The organism is Bacillus pfraonensis, from assembly GCF_050768835.1.
Lineage (GTDB): Bacteria > Bacillota > Bacilli > Bacillales > Bacillaceae_G > Bacillus_A > Bacillus_A pfraonensis.
Genome location: NZ_JAHCDO010000007.1, coordinates 95169 through 113398, shown reverse-complemented (window position 1 = coordinate 113398; position 18230 = coordinate 95169). Strand labels below are relative to the sequence as shown.

The following is an 18230-nucleotide window of genomic DNA, read 5'->3' as shown; positions in this document are numbered from 1 at the left end:
GTACTTCCATAAATAAAGCACTTTATTTATTATAGTGTTTAGGGAAATATTAGTAAATATCTATTAGGGGGCTTTGACATGAGTACACACTCAGTAGCACATGTAGAAACAAAACAAGTGAAACCTTCTAGCATCATCACTTTACTTACGCTCGCAATGGGGTTTATTATGGCCACGCTTGATGTGACTGTCGTAAATGTTGCGATTGTTGACATTCAAGACCATTTACATGTAGAACTTTCTAGTGCACCTTGGATTGTCGATGGATACATTTTATCATTTGCATCTTTCCTTCTTATCGGTGGGTCACTTGCAAATTGCTTTGGTGCGAAACATATGTATATAATTGGACTCGTTTGTTTCGTTCTTGCTTCACTTTTCTGCTCTATCGCATCAGCTGGAAATACTCTTATTATCTCACGGATTTTTCAAGGTGCAGGTGCAGCACTATTTATGCCAAGCTCTCTTAATCTTTTGGCTGCTTCTTATTCTGATGAAAAACAACGTGCAAAAATGTTTGGGCTATGGTCTGCTATCGTTTCAGTCGCTTCAGGAATTGGCCCTTTCATTGGAGGAGTACTCGTAAACTCCTTTGGGTGGCGGAGTATTTTCATCATCAATCTACCAATCGGGATCATTGGTATCTTCATGGCTTACTATGTTATTTCTGCTTCACCACGCCAGCAAATGAAACTAAATCTTCTCAGCCATGGATTAGGAGTGATCACTTTGGCTATCCTAGCTTTTAGTCTAATTGAAGGTCCCTCCTACGGCTGGACTTCACCTCAAATACTGGGAGGGTTTCTTTTTACAATTGTAACTGCTAGTTTATTTATCATCGCTGAGCGTAATTCAAAGCAACCAATTATTCCATTTTCATTATTTCGTAATTCACAATTTTCTCCGGCAAATATCGTCGGTTTTTTAATTAACTTTGCATTGTTTGGTGGGATTTTTATGTTCGGCTTATTCCTTCAACATGCGCGAGGCGCTAGTCCTTTTCTAGCTGGACTCGAGTTATTACCAATGATGGCTGTCTTTGTAATCGGGAATCTCTTATTCGCTAAGCTAGCACCTCGCTTCGGTTCCAAATTACTGATGCTCATTTCCTTACTTATTGCAAGCTTAGGCTCATTCTTTTTAATTTTTGTTTCACCAGACACACCTTATTGGTTGTTAGCAATCATATATGCGATTGTCAACCTTGGAATAGGTATCTCTGTTCCTGCCATGACAACGGCTGTTATGCAAGCTGCTGGTCGTGAACATGGAAATATAGCGGGGGCTACTTTAAATGTAAATCGGCAAGTAGGCGCATTAGTTGGGGTAGCAATTATGGGCATCATTCTACATGAATCTTCATCATGGTATGTGGGTGCAAAATATAGTTTCTTAGCTATGGGAATCTCCTATCTTTTTGCTAGCTTTCTTACTTGGCGATTTCTAAAAAGATAACCGCTTCCTTTTTTCTACGTAAACATCTACCTATCAATTGACTACGTTGTTCTAAACGATAATATGAAATATTGCATATCATTTCTTGATACTTTATATGATATAATCCTAAAGCAATCTGTCAGTAATCCTTCTTCTTGCAAATTGCTATCTTGGAAACTTAAGGACTACTAGAACCCTAATAATATGTAAGGCTTATGACATCAAAAAAGAGAAAATTCGTTTAGTGGACGAATTTTCTCTTTTTTTGTTATTACGAAATTGGGAGCACAATCTCAACCGTAGTCCCTACACCAACTTCACTCTCAAATTGTATTTTCCCTTGATGTTCTTCAATAATCTTATATGTAACCATTAATCCTAAGCCAGTTCCATCATCTTTCGTTGTATAAAAAGCTTCACTCAGTTTAGGAATTTTGTCTTTCGGTATGCCGCATCCTTCATCTGTAATCCGAATAATCATAGCATCTTTTACAGCTACCTGGGTTATAATTGTCCCACCCGTATGCATTGATTCAATCGCATTTTTTATTACATTTAAAAACACTTGTTTTAAACGTTTTTCGTTACATGTTATACTTGGTAACTCACCTTTATAAATGGTATGTATTTTAATTCCTCGTTCCGAAGCAGGCTGCCCCATAATTCTTACAACGTACGAAAGAATGTCTTTTATATTATGATTCCCGCATTCCATTGGCTTAGAAATTCCAAGCTCTACAAGTTCGGTGGCAATTGTATCGATTCTTTCGATTTCTTGCTCCATAATATCACAATATATTTTGTCCTCAGGATACTTTTCTTGTTGTTTGCTAACAAAGCTTTTTAATAGCATTAGTGGATTACGCATTTTAAACCCGATAACCGTCGCCATTCTTCCAATTACAGTCATCTTCTCCGATTGTTGCAATTCCTTATGCATCATTTCAATTGTGCGTATATAAGATTGGAACCTCAATAAAATTATCCATCCTATAATGGAAAATAAGCTACAAAGGACAATAGGAATAAGAACAATAAAAGAATTCACAACCAATCCCATTAACGCATACTTTACTATTGTCCCTCCCGTTACTAACCAAAAATAGCGTTTGTTCACAAAGAGTGGTGCAAAAAGGAAGAAAAATCCCTCTACTATATTCCCTGCATCAAACTCTAAACCTGTTCCATAGTAAATGATAAAATTATGAATGAAATCTAATATATTATATCCTATGAAAATAATATATTTCACAGCATATGGATTCTGTCGCTTCGCCACATATATTCCCACAAACACCAATATAACCATGAGAATATACAACCATATCCCTAAACCCCTTTCTAGAATTGGTGCCCCATCTCCTCCCCCTTCTAGCCTAGGCATAATATAATAATATGCAATATCATAAATAAAAAAAGTCGTAAAGAATAAACTTAAAAACAGCTTTAACGTTCGAATCTCTTCCTTTGTTAATTTATAAACACTGTCCATGTAGTAACTCCTCTATTCACAATAGATATGCTTCACCTCATCTTGCATTCTAGGTAAAATAATATCTACTTTCGTTCCTACGTTTCTTGTACTCGTAATATGTATTTCCCCATTATGTTCTTCGATAATTTTACAAGCAACCGTCAGCCCTAAACCTATGCCATTTTTCTTTGTCGTATAAAAAGCTTCTGTTAGACGCTGTAAATTCTCTTCCTGCACGCCGCACCCACTATCTACAATACTTACGATTACACCATCTTCATTTCTTTTGTTTATATGTATCTGAAGTGTTCCGGCATGTTCCATCGCTTCAATTGCGTTCTTTATTATGTATAGAAATACTCCTTTTAATTTACGATGATCACAATCTATTTTTATTTGATCAGGTGCGGCATCATAAGTGAGATACAGCTGTTTCCTCTTGATTTCTACACTCATTTCTTTCAACGCATTTGATACAATTTCTTCTATTAAATAACTATTGTAGGTAGAAGGCTTACAAGTTGCCATTACCATCAGTTCACTGATCATATTGTTTATATGCTCAATTTCATCAATCATCTGTTCATACACTTTATCCTCTATATATTTCTCTTTCTGCAATTGTGTAAATCCCCTTAATGATGAAAGTGGATTTTTAATTTCATGTCCAACAGACGCAGCCATTCTCCCAATAACTGCGAGCTTTTCAGACTCTCGTTTTTCTATCATTACATTGTTTACAGCAGAAAGGTACTGTAAAAATCGATTCAATAAGAGATACGTTACAAATAATAAAAGACTATACATAACCAACGGCATAAATGCCCCTTTTTTTCCCAGGACCAAAAATACACTATATTTCCCCATTAAAATCAAAAATAGCCACAGTAAATATCTTTTACTCATAAAAATTGGCACAAATAAAATAAAAACAAATTCAAGTATATTCCCATCATTAAATGCTACTTTATTGTGAATTGCATACCAATACAAATTAAAACTTTCCGAAAACATATAAGCTATTAAACATATGTACTTAACACGATATGCCTGTTCTCTTTTTATCAGATACATACTGCATGCGATTAAGCAAGCCCCATACAAAAACTTTGGAACTTGAACATCTAATCTTATAAGTGGTACAGAATCTCCTAGCATAATAGAATAAACTATTTCGTATATACCCCATACAATACTCAATACCCATAAAAAGAGGCAGGCATTTTTCTTTTCTTCTTGAAATGAAATAAAGTTTTCTTTCACTTTAACACTTCCCCAACCCCATATACTTTCAGTATATGATTACTAACACACATTATTATAATAAACGACTATTAGGTTTAACCAAAGCAATATCGAATAATGTAGGAAAATTTAACTTCATTTATACATTTGTGACAGCAATCCGACTAACTCGTTATTTCGTAATCATAAAAAATATGAAATATAATACTTATAATACGGGGGCTTTACACATCGAAGGAAAACCTGATGTCATAACTGGAGAAAAAACTACACTATTTTATACTGAATTTATTACGGCTATAACAAAATAACAATTTGGTGACCGAGTTAAAGAATAGGAAACTATTAAGTTAATGGGAGGCGAGGCAATGTTTGTTAAAGTCGAAAAAGATGTACATATTTTTGTACAGGATATTAACCCTGGCCCTGGCAGCAAGCCTGTTTTTTTTGTTCACGGTTGGCCACTAAATCATCAAATGTATCAATATCAATTTAACGTATTACCACAACACGGGTTCCGTTGTATTGCAATGGATATCAGAGGAAATGGACAATCTGATAAACCTTGGACCGGTTATTCCTACGATCGTTTAGCTGATGATATTGCGATTGTGTTAGACGCCCTTCAAATAGAAAATGCTACTTTAGTTGGTTTTTCTGTCGGCGGCTCCCTTTCAATTCGATACATGTCTCGCTATAACGGAAGACATATTTCAAAATTAGCACTAATAGATGCTGTTTCTCCTTCTTTTGTGAAAAAACAAGAGTCCCCTTACGGTGTTTCTAAAGAACAAGCTGATGCCCTTATTCATCAAATGTATATGAATCTTCCTAAATTTCTTAGCGATGTGTCCTTAATGTTTTTTAATCGGAATCTAGGTTCCGCTACGTTAGACTGGTTTTCCTACCTCGGACTGCAATCCGCTTCCTATGCTCTTATTAAAATCCTTCAAGCAGCCGCAAACGAAGATGTAACAAAAGATTTAAGTCAAATTCATGTTCCAACAATGATATTCCACGGGGTTCATGATCAACTCATTCCTTTCAAAAGCGCTGAGATTACGCAGCAACGAATTAGAGGCTCTAAATTATATCCCCTTACTAACAGTGGCCATGGATCACCAATTGATCAAGCAGATGATCTTAATAAGGTGCTTTTAGAGTTCTTGAACACGTAATGAACAATTCTAATAAGGTGAAACTTTAATCTGCGGGGGGTCTTCATCCCCCACCTAGTTTAGAGAGTCTTACTGCCCATTAATGCGTGAAACAAAAGACAACAGATTCTTGTTTTTGTGTCGCTATTTGCCGAATGGTCGATATCCTTTGTCGAATCGCTGATATATTGTGAGAAATGATCGATATATTTGAAAAATCGCCGATAAAATTTCATTTACCATTTTGCACGAACATCCTCTTCTGCAATATTTCATTTAGTTTCCTTACAATCGTTCATTTTCTCTATGATCTAAAAAAAGTATATGTCTTCGCCTAATCCTCCATAATAAACCATATGAAACACAACAAGGGAAAAGGTGAATGTATGGACTCTTTTCATAAACGGCTACGAGGGAAACAATCTTTTTCTACGCAGAAACAAGCTGACAATGTATTAAACAGCATGATTGCTTCTTCTATTTCCATAAATCTAAATCATTTGTCCAAGCTATTTGACGGAATTCCAGAGCTGATTACGCGAACCTTTCCATTAAAGAATGGACAAGGAGCTGCACTCGTGTATATGGAGGGATTAGTAGATAAAACTGTCATCAATATAGATATTCTTCGCCCCCTCTTATTTCAGGAATGGAATGAGCAAGATTTTTGGAAGTCTTCTGTTTCCATTGGGCAGATCAAAAAGGTTCAGAGATGGTCAGAAATTGAACAGGCTCTTCTACATGGTAAAAGCATTTTACTTATTGATGGTCAGGTAACAGCATTGGAACTCGAAACACAAGGGGGACCAAAGAGAAATATTCAGGAGCCATCGACAGAAGCCTCATTGAAAAGCTCACACCAAGGTTTTACGGAAATAGCTGGCGAAAATATTGCCCTCATTCGTCGTTACATCCCAAATCGTGAGTTAAAGGTCAAAAATTTCAATGTTGGAGAACGAGCAAGTGCCAAGGTTTCTATGCTTTATCTGGCAGATATTGCAAATGAGGATGCCCTTAAAGAGATGGAATGTCGTCTCCAATCTATCAAAATTGATACAATTCTTAGTACTGGTACGTTAGAAGGTCTTATTGAAGATAACTCATACACCCCATTTCCGCAGTTTTCTATAACTGAGCGTCCAGATACAACTGCACACCAGCTGCTGCAAGGTCGAATTGCTATTGTTGTAGACCGCTCACCAGGTGTATTAATTGGGCCTATGACTTTTCCAGCCTTTTTTCAAACCATAGATGATTACAGTGCAAGATCAGCTATCGCTTCATTTATACGTTTGCTTCGTCTTACGGCATTATTTATTGCGATTTTTGCCCCTGCTCTTTATATCGCTATGATTTCCTTTCATTATGAAGTTCTTCCGCTCAAATTGCTGTTAACAATTGGGCAATCACGTGCCAAAATTCCTTTTCCCCCTATATTGGAAGCATTATTAATGGAGTTGGTGCTTGAAATGCTCCGCGAAGCAGCCATTCGGCTTCCTGGTCCCATCGGACAAACGATAGGCGTTGTAGGCGGGATTGTGATTGGGCAGGCGGCAGTTCAGGCTGGGATTGTAAGTAATGTTATGGTGATTGTCGTAGCCATCACCGCGATTGCATCTTTCATTATTCCCAATTTGGAAATGTCATCAGGAATTCGTCTCCTTCGTTTTCCCATGATGATTATCGCCTCTATGTTCGGCATAATTGGGATTATGGTCGGGATGACAGTGATCATTATTCATTTACTTTCTTTAGAATCACTCGGTGTTCCTTATGGTAGTCCCGTTTCTCCCTTGCATATTTCCGATTTGAAAGATGCATTTATTCGTTTACCACAGCGGCTGCTGAAGAAACGACCACTATCTCTCCGACCTAAACAAGGAAACAAGCAAGGAAACATGAAAGAAAAGGGGGATCATAAGTGAACAAATGTGTAAAGCGGGAAATTTCTCTACTACAGTATATTCTAACGATTAGCGGTGTTCAAGTTGGATTCGGGGTACTGACGCTCCCGCGAGAGGTAGCCCAAGGAGCAAGCACAGACGGGTGGATTTCAATTATTATCGGATGGGCACTCACTACGTTGGTGAGTCTATGTATTGTGCAAATCATGGCAAAGCATCCTGGAGATACTTTACTTGATGTGCTGACTCGTTATTTAGGGAAATGGCTAGGAAAATTAGGGATGATTCTCTGGATTCTATATTCTCTGCTCGCAGCTGTTTCCTTGGTTTTTTCTCTCTTATTGGTGGTTCATATTTGGATTTTACCTAGAACTCCAGGTTATTTAATTATGCTTTTATTAGCTATTCCAATGTATATGTTAACTCACGGAGGAGTGCGGATCATAAGTCGCTATGCAGTCTTTCATTTCTTCTTTACGCTTTGGATGCCACTCTTATTATTTATTCCGCTGAAAGATAGCCATTGGATCTATCTTCTCCCGCTTTTAAAGGAAGGGTGGCTGCCGATTTTTAATACGGTAAAATCAACCATAATTGCCTTTCTCGGATTTGAATTTGCATTTGTCCTCTATCCTTATCTGAATAACAAACAATCTGCAGGAAAAGGCATTTTCATCGCCAATGTAATTACGTTGTTCATTTATCTTCAAGTCACTCTCGTTTGTTTCGTTTATTTTAGCCCGGATGGGATAACAAAATTTTTATGGCCAACACTTTCTCTTGTTACACCATTTCACTTTTCATTTCTCGAACGATTTGAAATTATTTTTTTGTCGTTCTATCTCTTTGTTATCTTTGATTCTTGTATTCCCTACATTTTTACTGCTACGGATGGAATAAATGAATTATTTAATAAAAAAGGGGGACCGTTGCCTATTTGGATCTTACTATCCGCATGTGTTTTCATTTTTTTCTTCTACACACCTTCTTCTTACCAAATAGATGCGTTAAGGGAATTATGGGGAAGAACTAGTTATTTCTTTTCTTTTATATTTCCTGTTGTCTTTCTCTTATACATAACAGTTTGTCAACGGTGGCAAAGGAGGAGAAGTAAATGATACAGTTCATGAAGTTCATCTTGACCTGCTTTCTGTTAACCCTTCTGACAGGCTGCATGGACCGACTAGACTTGGAAAAACAATCTATATCATTAATTTACGGGTTTGATACGAATAAAAAAGGAAAATTGACAGTTTACAATTTAATCCCTAATTTTAATGAAGATGTTGAGAAAAAGTATGAAGTACATGAATCGCGAGTGAATACACCAAGGGAAGCGAAAGAAATGTTTAATAGCTCAAGTAACGGCTTAGTTTCTACTGAAAAATTACAACTCATCTTATTCAGCCAAAATTTTTTAGAAAAGGAAGGAGCTATGCCTTACCTTGATGTATGGTATCGTGATCCAAAAAACACAGGAAATATGCGTCTTGTTGCTGTGAAAGGACCCATTTCTTCTATTATATATAATGTCTTTAAAGATAAGCCGCCACTTCCTGAATACTTGACTGATTTGATTAATACAAACAAACTATATAATCGCACAGTTTTTACTACTTTTCATGAATTCCATCGACAAACTTTTAATAAGGGGATAACACCTGCAATCTCAGAGGTAGAAAAAGGAAAGAGGGAACTCGTAGTCACTGGTTCTGCGCTTTTAACTCGCCGAGGAATCTATAAGATGTCTTTAAATCGTACTGAAAGCGCCCTGCTTCTTATGCTGCAAAAGGAGGCAATCCCGCCCGTTTCCCTTACAATACATATACCTTCTGCACCAGTTGCAACCCATAGTTCTCTTCGGAATACAAAAGGAAAGGACTTTGTAACGATAAATGTTCTTGATATAAACAGGGATATTTCAACTCGCTATAATGGAAATCATTTTGTTTTTGATATGAAAATGAAACTCAAGGCTTCCATCGCAGAGCGTACATTTGATATAGACATGAAAAAAGATGTGGAGAAACTAACTGCACTTATTACGAAAAAGCTAGAGAAAGATTTCAATGACTTAATCCATAAGGTCCAAAGACAGAAGCTTGATCCATTCGGGTTTGGCGATTATGCACGTGCCTTTCAATATAAACAATGGAAAGAAATTGAAAATGAATGGCCCAATACGTTCTCAGAAGCAAGTGTTAAAGTAACACCCACTCTAAGAATTCTAGAAAATGGAATTATCGAATGAAAGATGTTACAAAAACGCAAGGTTTTACTTCATAGCATGCAGGTGCATACACTTATTCAATTGAACTATCCCCACCTACCTCTACACAAGCTTGAGGTGGGTGATTCTCCTGTTTTGGTCATAGTCCGGGGATATTCGCAAATGCATGATTCTTAACAAAAGAAAAAACATCAACTTCTTCTCTTTTCGCAGAAATTCCTTTCCATTTCACTTGTATCAAATTTAAAAACAATAGCTATTCCTAAAAATAGAGAAAATAAATTTAAAAACCAATCTTTATTGTTGTTTCTTGTTCCTAGACACTTAAATATTTCCTGAAATTGAATTCTTTCATCCGCAGCAACAATTGGAGCTGCACCAAAATATTTTAAAACCATATCAAATTTAAGATGAACCGCTAATACTAACATATCGTTTAAAATTTCAGTGTAATCTCCGATATCTTTTTTGTTATAAAGGTTTATGAGATTTCTGTGTATTTTGGAAATAAGTAATTCTGTATCAACCTCTGTTACCTTTATCATCTCTAACATTTTTTTGATATCCATTACTGCTCCTCCTTCTTTTTTATATCTTTATATGATTGTTTAATTGTTATAATCTTTAAAGAGTCTTCAAAGGCTAGGGTTTCATATGTAAACCCTAGCCTTATCATTTCCATTCTAAGATATAAGTCCATTGTTATTCAAAATGATAGATAATCATTCTCTATGAATAGTTTTGTCAAATACATAAATAGTCATTGCTGTATCAGTTTCTATATCAATATCTGTAAAGATATTCACAACTTTTGCTTCTGTTATTTCCTCAATTTTTTTCAAAACCACAGGATTCTTGTAAATCTGTTTTACTAACTTCGTTCGTGCCTCATGAACGACTCGTTTTCCTTCCGTTGAACCCATCATAAAATGTTCCACATTCGTCAGATTGCCTTTCATCTCACTAATAGCCCAAGGGCCTACAAAACGAGTCGTAATTTCTTTTGGCCCATTTCCAACATATTCTTTACGTATTTCACGAAGTAACATATTGAATTGATGTTCCACATTTTTTTTCATTTCATTTCTCCTATCTAATCCTTTAATCTTTTTTAGCTTCTGTAGTAGGTAAAATTATATAACTTATTGTAAGTACAAAAATTACTATAGATAACCAGAAATTTTGAATTGGTTCTCCGTTATTTACTATAATAAATCGAATTGTAGCTGTAATCCCAATGTATAGAAGGTATCGTAATGGAAAATGGTAATCTTCTTTGAAATATCGTACAATCATAGAAATAAAAGCGAAATATAAGAAAAATATTAGTATTTTACCAAAAATCTCATGAATATTCCCATTACCCCAGAAAATATCTTTTACAATGTAATAAAGTTCTCTAAAAAGAAAATAAGCAAGCATAAAGCTAAGAAAAATCAATGCTGCATTCAATATCGTTTGATATAGTTTTATCAGCCACTTCCCCTTTTTTAGCTTATCCGTTCCAAACATCAGTATCCTCCATCTTTATTATCCCCTTTCGCTTTGAATGGAATTTCCCCCAAAGACAACTTAATCTATTTTTTATTTCCATTTTTTACACCATGTATAAAAAGAATAATATTAGAAAGAATAAGTATGGAATGGATTCGGTGAAAGAACATACTCACAGAACCCTAAATAATATAGTCCATAAATATGAACTTTAGAAAAATACATCATTAAAAACAAAGATTAAAACTTTCCCTCATCTGTATCCAGAAATTACCGAAAACAGATGAAGAAAAATTCTTGAATCACAATCTAAGAGCCGTATAGAGCCAATTATGAACTTTCTATCCTGGCTACTAAATTGTTGTTTCTAATTATGAGTCCCCTACTGAGGCTAATCCTTTAGTCCTTCACCTAAGCCTTTTAATAAATCAATAGAAAATTTCAGAACACGATTCACATCAGGATCTCTCATTAATTTTACTAAATCAAAAACACTAACTTTTTTATTCGTCTGTAACCCTTCCTCTGCTTTTTGAAGACCTTTTGATAGGCCTCCCACCAATTTTTTTGTTGTTTCAGGGTTCATTTCTGTTAATAGTCCACCTGCAGCCATCGCATTATTAATAGCATTTGTTACAGGGGGACGTAACATTTGTCCTACTGCTATTTTGGCTACTTGTTCTTTTGCTTCAACGAGATTGTTAATTGCCCCAAGAATTCCACTTTCGTGGAGTTCTTGGAGAAGTTGCATAGTCTCTTTAATCCCATCAGCATTTTGGGATAAGTCTTGTAAAACCTCTTTCAGTGATTGATCTTGTTTTTCCTTTTCGGTAAGGATTGGCTCATCTATCTTCGTAATTGGCTTTGCCATTATTTTTTACCTCCTGATATATTCAAATCCGCAATTGCTTCGTAATCTTTGCGTGCCCATTTGCGTTCCACTTGGACACCTAGCTGAGGATTACGTTTTGCGTAACGAGGATTATACATCGGAAGCGGTCTGCGTCCTTTCGCTGGTACTACCTCCATTTTTACTTTGCTCTGTTTATAGGCTGGAGTCTGTGTCCGAACGTCTCCAACACTTCCAGTTAAAAGATTAATCGCATTTTCATGACTTACTGAGTGCATAGGAACATACAATTCTTTACCCTGAACTCGATCGGTTACAACTGCACGAAGCTTAATCGCACCATATGGAGAAATAAGGCGTACTAATGATCCATCTTCCACCTTCCGTTCCCTAGCAAGTTCAGGTGAGACTTCCACAAACACTTCAGGTAATTTATATTGAAGACCTTTTGATTTATTTGTCATATTTCCAACGTGGAAATGTTCTAAAAGTCGTCCATTGTTCAATGTAAGATCAAAATCTTGCGCAAATTCAATAGGCGGAATATATTCTGTAAGAGAAAAACGCGCCTTTCCATCAGGGAAATTGAACCGCTCTGTATAAAGAAGTGGCTCATCTGTGCCATCTTTTTGTACCGGCCATATTAAACTATTCCATCCTTCAAGTCTCTCGTATGATACTCCCGCAAAAGTCGGACAAAGATTAGAAATTTCGTCCATGATTTCGCTTGGATGTTTATAGCCCCAATCCAATCCCATATATTTAGCAATTTGTTGAATAATCCACCAGTCTGGTTTTGATTCCTCTAGTGGCTCAAGTGCCTGATATAGACGTTGAATACGTCGTTCTGTATTGGTGAATGTTCCATCTTTTTCAAGAGATGGAGCTGCCGGTAACACAACATCCGCAAACTGCGCTGTTTTTGTTAAGAACACATCCTGTACAACAAAGAACTCTAACTTACTAAGCGTTTCATGCACATGATTGGCGTTTGAATCTACCCATGCCATGTCTTCCCCCATAAGATACATCGCTTTTAGTTTTCCTTCTTCTGATGCCTTTAACATATCAATGTTCGTAAGTCCTGGTTTTTCAGAAATTTTTACGCCATAAGCTTTTTCAAACTTAGCGCGTGCTGCGCTGTCTGTTAAACGCTGATTTCCTGCGAGCCACTGTGGCAGAGACCCCATATCACATGAACCTTGCACATTGTTATGACCACGAAGTGGAAATGCTCCTGCTCCAGTACGACCGAAATTACCTGTTACGAGTAGAAGATTAGCAATCGCACCTGACGTATGAGAACCTGCGACATTTTGAGTCACACCCATTCCCCATAAAATACATGTTCCATCTGCTTCATGAATCATTTTAGCTGTCTTCATTAGTTGTTCTTTTGGAAGACCTGTCACTTCGACTGCGTAGTCGAGTGTATATTTTTTAAGAAGCTTTATATACTCTTTGTAATTATTTACACGAGCTTTAATAAATGCTTCATCGTGCCAACCTTGATCAATTATATATTTCGCAATAGCAGTTAACCAAACGAAATCCGTTCCTTGTTTCGGATGTAAAAATAAATCAGAACGCTCTGCCAGTTCATGCTTACGAAGATCTGACACAATCAATTTTTGTCCACGTAGTTTCTTCGCACGCTTCACCCGTGTCGCTAAAACAGGATGCCCTTCAGTTGGGTTCGCACCAACCGTGATAACAAGACCTGCCTTTTCAATATCTCGAATGGTACCTGAATCTCCTCCATACCCAACAGTGGCCAGTAATCCATCTGTTGCAGGAGATTGACAGTAGCGAGAACAGTTATCCACGTTATTTGTACCAAACACTTGACGAGCTAATTTTTGCATCAGGTATGATTCTTCGTTTGTTGTCTTCGATGAACTTACAAAGCCAATCGCATCTCCTCCAAACGTTTCTTTAATGGAACCCATTTTTTCCGCGATTAATGTAAGTGCTTCCTCCCAAGTAGCAGGAACAAATGCTTCTCCTTTTCGAATTAAAGGAGTCGTAAGACGTTGTTCACTATTCACAAAGCCCCATCCGAATTTCCCTTTCACACATGTTGAAACACTGTTTACAGGACTATTTTCAGTTGGTTCAACTTTTAAAATCTTGCGTCCTTTTGTCCATACTTCAAACGAACATCCTACACCGCAAAATGTACAAACTGTTTTTGTCTTTTTCGTACGTTTATCACGAGCAGCTGCTTCCACTTCTGATAATGCAAAAATTGTTTTATAATCCGGTTCGACTTCTTTAATAAGGTCAACCATAGGGTTTAGTAAGTCCTTTGGAATCGCGGTCATAAGCCCCGCTTCACCTAACATTGATTTTTCCATTAATGCATTACATGGACAAACTGTGGCACACTGTCCGCAAGATACACAAGACGATTCGTTGATAGACTTACCATCATCCCACACGACACGTGGAATTTCACGCTCCCAATCAATCGATAAGGTCTCATTTACTTGTAAATCTTGACATACTTCTACGCAACGTCCACAAAGGATACATTGATCTGGATCATATCTGTAAAAAGGATGCGACATATCCACCTCGTATCCTTTTTCCCTAAATGGACGAGTTTGATGTTCAATTTCTAACAGTTCTGCTGTGTTATGAACACGACAATTTCCATTGTTATTATCACAAACGGTACAATATAGTAAGTGATTCTCTAAAATGCGATCCATTGCTTCTGTTTGTGCATTTTTGGCTCTTTCTGAGGAAGTTAAAATATTCATGCCTTCTTCAAATTCTGTCGAACACGCTCTCAGAATTTTGCCATCGATTTCACACATACATGTATCACAAGTTTGAACGGGACCTAAAACTTCTGAATAACAGATGTGTGGATGTTCCACTCCTTGTTCTAAAAGATAATCAAGAATTCGAGTCCCTTCTTTTACTTCATGTTGCTGCCCATTAATTCTTACTCGTACTGTTCCTCCCATTGTTCATTCTCCTTTTTAAAGAAATCAAAAAAGCCCGCCATAAAATAGAGTGTATAATTGAAATACACGTTCTATTTTATGGCGGGCTAATAACTAAGCAGTTTGATCCTACTAGCAATCCTTCTCACCACGTATAATGAAAAGAAACAGGATGTTAAAGCAATTTGTCGTTACCCAACATCAATGATTTTTTTCATATTTGCGTTTATATTTTCATTATAATACTTTAAACATTTAACCTCAACAACAAATTCTTCTAATAGCTAATAAAGAAGTCCCCGTCTTATCCCCCGCTTACCGGAGGGATAAATGCAATGATATCTTCATTTTTTATCGTTTCATCATCTGCTACAAAGCTTTCGTTGATAGCTGTCATAACTTGATTAAAAGATGAAAGAGAATACTTATTTTGAAGATATTGTTTTAGTTGATGAATCGTCATATTCTCCGCTTCGACTACCTTTAATTCATCTAAGCCAATTTCTTCACGCATTCCTGCAAAAAATAAAACCGTAATCACTTCTTATTCCTCCTTGCCTGGTTGTCCTTCTGGATATTTAGTGGTCTCTAATTGATCTCCAATCCACATCGTTCCGTCTTCCCAAAATTCTTTTTTCCAAATAGGCACAATTTGTTTAATTCGTTCAATGGCATATTCATTTGCTTGGTACGCCGCTTTACGATGCGGGGAGGAAACCGCGATAACGACAGCAATATCTGTTATTTCTAATTTACCTATTCTATGCGTTATAGCGACCTGTGTATCCGGCCATTTCCCCTTAATTTCTTTCCCGATTTGGCTCAGCATTTTTACTGCCATTGATTCGTATGCTTGATACTCAAGAGATAATGTTCTCTTCCCTTTTGTAATTTCCCTCACAGTTCCAACAAAAATTGTAATTGCACCAGCTTCTCTTCTTGAAACTTGATTTGTTACTTCTTCTACAGATATCGTGTCATGTACAATTTTAAATAACTCTTGTTTCACCTGTTTTCACCACTTCTTCCATTCATGTTGTTTTGCCACTATTTTGAAACCCTATGATCTATAGGATGGAACAATGTTTTCCCAAGGCCATTCACTTCCTTGTACATCTTCTAATAGCAACACATCAACAACCATTCCCTTTTTATACCCTCTTGAGCCTCCTGGTAGAACAATAAATGCATCTGCTCTAGCTAAAGAGGAAACAGCGCCAGATTTATTAAAACCTGAAGGAGAAACGATTAACTGGCCCTTATTATAGGAAAGAGTTCCTCTTACAAATCGAGTAAATGGATTAGGTTTTACAAAATCCTCTCCTAAATATGCGCTTTCTCTTTTCAGATGTGGTTTGTCATTGAATAAGTACGTACGAATAACAGGACGAACAAATAATTCACATCCTACGTAACAAGCAGACGGATTTCCAGATAAACCAAATAATAGTTTCCCGTTCAATTGAGCTACTGTTGTTACACTGCCCGGCCTCATCGCTACTTTGTTAAAAAGAACCGATGCTCCTAACTTTTCATAGATAGCTGGTAAATAGTCATAGTCTCCTACTGACACGCCGCCTGTTGTAATGAGTATATCTACTTCGGATAAAGAGTTTTTGACAGCAGCAAAACAGCTATCAAATTCATCACTTAATTTTCCGAGATATTTAACATTTCCTCCAGCTCTTTCAATTTGGGCCAGAATCATGTACGAATTGCTATTTCGAATTTTTCCTAGCGCTAGTGGTTCACTTACGTCAAGAAGTTCACTTCCAGTCGCTAAGACTCCCACAACAGGCTTTTTAGCAACAGGTACCTGATTGTATCCGAATGTTGCTAATAGCGCTGAAATACCCGGATTGATATAAGTCCCTTTTTTCACTAAAACTGTTCCTTTTTTTGCATCTTCACCTGCAAAGGAGATGTTATCACCTTTATTAAGAGACCGCTTCATCTCAATAAACTTTCGATTACCCTTTGTATATTCTTTCACTAATTCAAGCATGACAACCGCATCACATCCTCTTGGAATTGGAGCACCCGTCATAATACGAACCGCTTCAAATGCCCCAACTTGTCCATGAAAAACTGTACCTGCACCGATTTCTCCTACCACTTTTAATGCTATTGGCTGATCAGAACAAGCTTTTTCGGTATCTTCTGCTCTTACAGCAAACCCATCATATGGAGAACGATCAAACCAAGGAACATTGTGATCAGCTATTAAGTCTTCCGCTAAGAAACGACCATAGGCGAATTCAAGCGGTATCATTTCCTTCATGCCATTTTTGGCATATTCCATTACTTTATGAACACATTCGCCTACAGCAATAGGGATTCGTTTTGTTATCATCATTCTCACTCCTCTTATTAACCTAATAGGCGATAATAAAGATTTTTAGCAAGCTGGATGTTGTTTGTTCCATGAATAAAAACACGTCCATCCCGAAATATAACCATCCGATAGTCTTGAAGCTGACAAGATAATAAATACGGATTTTTCGTGACTGTACCGTAAGCTTTTAATGATTTCTCTACTTGATCAAAACTATATTCGATACTTTTAGTAGGTCTAATTTGAACTGTATTTCTCCCACATAATACTTCTGTCTTTGTTTGATTTTCGTACGATAAATATGGATATGTTCTAAATGTTCCACAAGATGGACAACCTTCTGTTTTTATTTTATCTACATGGATAGAGTGGTACTGGTTACTCCATACATCAAATGTCAAAAATGTATTCCTTAATGCTGCAAAATCTTCTACAAGAATTTTGAATGCTTCTGTTACTTGATAAGCAGAAACAATTTGAACAGCCGGACTAATAATTCCTGCTGTATCGCACGTTGCACCTCCAGTAGGAACTCTTTTCAAGATACAATTCAAACATGGCATTCTTCCAGGAATAACTGTATAAGTGGCTCCATAACTTCCTACGCATGAACCATAAATCCATGGAATGTTATACTTATGTGAAAGATCATTTACAATAAATCGAATATCAAAATTATCTGTACCATCGATAATAATATCAACACGATCTAGCAAACTTTCTAAATTATCAGACCCCGCATCCATCACAAGTGCTTCAATTTCAACTTCTGAATTTATTTGTTCCAAATGCTTTTTGGCAGCAATTGCTTTTGGGATCTTATCATTCGCATCTTTTTCAGTATATAGTTGTTGACGTTGCAAATTGCTCCATTCAACATAATCACGATCAATAATCGTTAATTTTCCAATACCTGCTCTTACAAAAGCTTCAGCGCCAGCACTGCCCAATGCTCCAGCCCCTACGATTAGTACATGCTTATGTTTGATTTTTTCTTGCCCTTCAAAACCTATTTGTTTGAACATCTGCTGTCGTGAATAACGCTCAGTCAACGACCTCTCTTCCTTTCTTTCAAAGATTACATACATCAACCATGTATATCATTCATGTATGTAATCTTTGATAATCTACGTGTTAATTAGATTCATAC

The 18230-nt window shown here is 36.6% G+C and carries 16 protein-coding genes; 5 read left to right on the top strand and 11 right to left on the bottom strand.

What is annotated here, in order from left to right; genetic code table 11:
• The first annotated feature begins 78 nt into the window (after positions 1-78).
• Positions 79-1455, top strand: coding sequence for an MFS transporter (locus KFD70_RS08655; RefSeq protein ID WP_336450514.1), 1377 nt, complete (start codon positions 79-81; stop codon positions 1453-1455).
• 253 nt (positions 1456-1708) lie between these two features.
• Here the strand turns inward: KFD70_RS08655 and KFD70_RS08650 are convergent, their stop codons facing one another.
• Positions 1709-2929: an ATP-binding protein gene (locus tag KFD70_RS08650; RefSeq protein ID WP_336450515.1), complete on the bottom strand. Its 1221-nt coding sequence runs from the start codon at positions 2927-2929 to the stop codon at positions 1709-1711.
• Positions 2930-2941: 12 nt separating this feature from the next.
• The gene (locus tag KFD70_RS08645; RefSeq protein ID WP_336450516.1) at positions 2942-4174 is read right to left on the bottom strand and encodes an ATP-binding protein; all 1233 of its coding nucleotides are present in this window, start codon (positions 4172-4174) and stop codon (positions 2942-2944) included.
• Between the two features lie 350 nt (positions 4175-4524).
• Here KFD70_RS08645 and KFD70_RS08640 point away from each other — a divergent pair, with 350 nt between their 5' ends.
• From KFD70_RS08640 to KFD70_RS08625, 4 genes are all read left to right on the top strand, one after another.
• Positions 4525-5334 (top strand): alpha/beta fold hydrolase, encoded by an 810-nt coding sequence (locus KFD70_RS08640; protein ID WP_336450517.1) that lies wholly within the window; start codon positions 4525-4527, stop codon positions 5332-5334.
• 365 nt (positions 5335-5699) lie between these two features.
• Positions 5700-7238 carry a spore germination protein gene (locus KFD70_RS08635; protein ID WP_336450518.1) on the top strand — a complete coding sequence of 513 codons (1539 nt, stop codon included), beginning with the start codon at positions 5700-5702 and terminating at the stop codon, positions 7236-7238.
• The gene (locus KFD70_RS08630) at positions 7235-8335 is read left to right on the top strand and encodes an endospore germination permease (RefSeq protein WP_431613130.1); all 1101 of its coding nucleotides are present in this window, start codon (positions 7235-7237) and stop codon (positions 8333-8335) included. Before KFD70_RS08635 ends, KFD70_RS08630 begins: the two co-directional genes overlap by 4 nt.
• Positions 8332-9468: a Ger(x)C family spore germination protein gene (locus KFD70_RS08625; RefSeq protein WP_336450519.1), complete on the top strand. Its 1137-nt coding sequence runs from the start codon at positions 8332-8334 to the stop codon at positions 9466-9468. The genes KFD70_RS08630 and KFD70_RS08625 overlap by 4 nt, the downstream gene beginning before the upstream one ends.
• A 170-nt stretch (positions 9469-9638) precedes the next feature.
• Here KFD70_RS08625 and KFD70_RS08620 read toward each other — a convergent pair whose 3' ends face one another.
• From KFD70_RS08620 to KFD70_RS08580, 9 genes are all read right to left on the bottom strand, one after another.
• Positions 9639-10016, bottom strand: a complete 378-nt coding sequence (locus KFD70_RS08620; RefSeq protein WP_431613129.1) for a hypothetical protein — start codon at positions 10014-10016, stop codon at positions 9639-9641.
• Positions 10017-10169: 153 nt separating this feature from the next.
• Positions 10170-10526, bottom strand: coding sequence for a Na-translocating system protein MpsC family protein (locus KFD70_RS08615; protein ID WP_336450521.1), 357 nt, complete (start codon positions 10524-10526; stop codon positions 10170-10172).
• 22 nt (positions 10527-10548) lie between these two features.
• Positions 10549-10959: a phosphate-starvation-inducible protein PsiE gene (locus KFD70_RS08610; RefSeq protein ID WP_336450522.1), complete on the bottom strand. Its 411-nt coding sequence runs from the start codon at positions 10957-10959 to the stop codon at positions 10549-10551.
• Between the two features lie 373 nt (positions 10960-11332).
• Positions 11333-11812 carry a helical membrane plugin domain-containing protein gene (locus KFD70_RS08605; RefSeq protein ID WP_431613128.1) on the bottom strand — a complete coding sequence of 160 codons (480 nt, stop codon included), beginning with the start codon at positions 11810-11812 and terminating at the stop codon, positions 11333-11335.
• The gene (fdhF, locus tag KFD70_RS08600) at positions 11812-14766 is read right to left on the bottom strand and encodes a formate dehydrogenase subunit alpha (RefSeq protein ID WP_336450524.1); all 2955 of its coding nucleotides are present in this window, start codon (positions 14764-14766) and stop codon (positions 11812-11814) included. The genes KFD70_RS08605 and fdhF overlap by 1 nt, the downstream gene beginning before the upstream one ends.
• Positions 14767-15049: 283 nt before the next feature.
• Entirely contained in the window at positions 15050-15286 is a 237-nt protein-coding gene (gene moaD / locus KFD70_RS08595; RefSeq protein WP_336450525.1) for a molybdopterin converting factor subunit 1, read from the bottom strand.
• Between the two features lie 3 nt (positions 15287-15289).
• Positions 15290-15754 (bottom strand): molybdenum cofactor biosynthesis protein MoaE, encoded by a 465-nt coding sequence (locus KFD70_RS08590; protein ID WP_336450526.1) that lies wholly within the window; start codon positions 15752-15754, stop codon positions 15290-15292.
• Positions 15755-15805: 51 nt separating this feature from the next.
• A complete protein-coding gene (locus KFD70_RS08585; RefSeq protein WP_336450634.1) occupies positions 15806-17095 on the bottom strand; it encodes a molybdopterin molybdotransferase MoeA in 1290 nt (429 codons plus the stop codon).
• A gap of 20 nt (positions 17096-17115) precedes the next feature.
• Positions 17116-18132: a MoeB/ThiF family adenylyltransferase gene (locus KFD70_RS08580; protein WP_336450527.1), complete on the bottom strand. Its 1017-nt coding sequence runs from the start codon at positions 18130-18132 to the stop codon at positions 17116-17118.
• Positions 18133-18230: the final 98 nt, after the last annotated feature.

Bases quoted from the DNA above. Each gene is read 5' to 3' on its own strand.
- KFD70_RS08615 (WP_336450521.1), bottom strand. From the start codon at position 10,526: ATGAAAAAAAATGTGGAACATCAATTCAATATGTTACTTCGTGAAATA.
- KFD70_RS08610 (WP_336450522.1), bottom strand. From the start codon at position 10,959: ATGTTTGGAACGGATAAGCTAAAAAAGGGGAAGTGGCTGATAAAACTA.
- KFD70_RS08655 (WP_336450514.1), top strand. From the start codon at position 79: ATGAGTACACACTCAGTAGCACATGTAGAAACAAAACAAGTGAAACCT.
- KFD70_RS08640 (WP_336450517.1), top strand. From the start codon at position 4,525: ATGTTTGTTAAAGTCGAAAAAGATGTACATATTTTTGTACAGGATATT.
- fdhF (WP_336450524.1), bottom strand. From the start codon at position 14,766: ATGGGAGGAACAGTACGAGTAAGAATTAATGGGCAGCAACATGAAGTA.
- KFD70_RS08625 (WP_336450519.1), top strand. From the start codon at position 8,332: ATGATACAGTTCATGAAGTTCATCTTGACCTGCTTTCTGTTAACCCTT.
- KFD70_RS08605 (WP_431613128.1), bottom strand. From the start codon at position 11,812: ATGGCAAAGCCAATTACGAAGATAGATGAGCCAATCCTTACCGAAAAG.
- KFD70_RS08635 (WP_336450518.1), top strand. From the start codon at position 5,700: ATGGACTCTTTTCATAAACGGCTACGAGGGAAACAATCTTTTTCTACG.
- KFD70_RS08620 (WP_431613129.1), bottom strand. From the start codon at position 10,016: ATGGATATCAAAAAAATGTTAGAGATGATAAAGGTAACAGAGGTTGAT.
- KFD70_RS08650 (WP_336450515.1), bottom strand. From the start codon at position 2,929: ATGGACAGTGTTTATAAATTAACAAAGGAAGAGATTCGAACGTTAAAG.